The organism is Chryseobacterium sp. UNC8MFCol, assembly GCF_000482305.1.
Classification (GTDB): domain Bacteria; phylum Bacteroidota; class Bacteroidia; order Flavobacteriales; family Weeksellaceae; genus Chryseobacterium; species Chryseobacterium indologenes.
Map to the genome: position 1 here is coordinate 1 of NZ_AXUZ01000032.1, position 1,665 is coordinate 1,665.

The 1,665-nt window shown below is 43.4% G+C and carries 1 protein-coding gene and 1 pseudogene; both read right to left on the reverse strand.

The genetic code is table 11. The annotated features are described in order from the left end of the window. The coding region (locus M030_RS24200) for a DUF6443 domain-containing protein (protein ID WP_034722688.1) at positions 1-1,065 on the reverse strand (1,065 nt) is incomplete at its 3' end. A 5-nt stretch (positions 1,066-1,070) separates the two neighbouring features. After that, positions 1,071-1,665: pseudogene (locus M030_RS25910) on the reverse strand (hypothetical protein); the annotation flags it as partial.

Consider the following 1,665-nt stretch of genomic DNA (forward strand, 5'->3'; position numbering starts at 1 on the left):
CAGTCTGTCCTGTTTATCATAGACCATATACTCCCAGCCTTTTCCCGGAAGTTTCTTTTCTACCAGCCTTCCTCTTCCGTCGTAACGGTATTGATAGCAGAGTTCATCATGTTTGGTCGTATTGGCCACAATATCTCCCCTTATACCGGCTAATGGAGGCAACACAAAGGCAAGCTGGTCGTATTCATTATACACATAATAAGTGCTGCTGCCATCTTCTTTTTTCACCATAATGGTTTGTCCCTGACCATTTTTAAACTCTGTGGTTTTGTTGCCGTCTTCATCAGTGACCGTATTTTTATAAAGCTGCCCGTCGGTATACAGCCAGTTTTCTCCCAAATCAGATTTGGTAGCTCCTTCCACCCAGGTCGTTGTGGTGGTAAATTTTCTTACCCCATCTGCCACGGTATTGGCATCGTAGCCAAAATTTACCGGTTTATTTTGCCAGTCGGATCCTGGATTTTTAACGTTTAAAACCCTGTCAAGAGGCGAATTCTCCAGATTTTTATGGGTAAAAGGGAAAGCATCATTAATCCCATTGGCCTGATAATAAGCAGTGGCACTGCCTTCCACTCCTGTCTGGATATTCCCGTTTTGAGAAGCCATTGGTACCGGAAGCCACGAATCTACCTGACGGCCGAAACTGTCATAAGGAATGGTGGTTACCAGATCTTTCCCGGCAGGGGTAGATTTGATGCTTACAGTCTGTTTGGGTCTTCCCAATCCGTCAAAAAACTGTATCCCCTGTATCTGTGGGAGTGAAGGATTTGAAGTCGTGGTAGGAGAAAGGTATTCCCGGGTATAAATATAATTTTCAGTGTTCGCAATATTGGTAGACGGGTCTACCACCACAGGAACATAGGGATTGTTTCCTGAGTTATCCGGAGCTCCAAGATATCCCCTGAACGTTCCGCTGTTGGAGCTAAACGTGAATCCCGGAAGCAGGCGTATGCTCTGGGGATTGGATACCTCCGTATTGGGAGCCGGTGGGGCATTGAGGACAATCTGCCCATAGTGCATCACCGTTCCCGCCAATAAGAGGATTATACCTATTTTTTTATTCATGGTGATTAGTGGGTGGATTTAAAGGTAAGAAATTGCTTTTTCAGTTGTTCTACTTCCTTGTGCAGCTTTTTAAGTTCCGTATTTTCTGCTTCCAGCTGCTCAATTCTTTGCTGTTGGTTTTTCAACTGCTTGTTTTGTTCGATGCTGTACAGGGTTAGCTCTTCTACTTTTTGCAACAATTGAATCTGAAAACTTCCGATATTTACCCCTTCTTTTTCCATGGTTTTGGCCGAAGCGATTTCCGGTAAGTGTTTTTTATCTTTGATGTGTTTCTCTACCTCTTCTAATTTAGGAAGGTCATAGGTGCTTTCAAAGACAAAGTCAGCAGTTGGGGTATGGGTGATTTTAATTTCTTTGGCTTCCAGTTTTCCTATTAATGAAGCATTACCATTCGTGGAAATTTTCAAAAGCTCATTCATGTTTACAGGGGAATTCAATGGGGTTTGCTGCGCAGGCGAGGCAAGAAATCGAAATCCTTCATTATCCAGAGTAACAGCGGCTTTTACAAAGTTTAAGGTTCCGTTACTGGATAACCAACCTACATTGGAGGGATTTGCTTTAACTCCAAAACTCATATAGGTAGAGGCTGAGCTTCGCAAG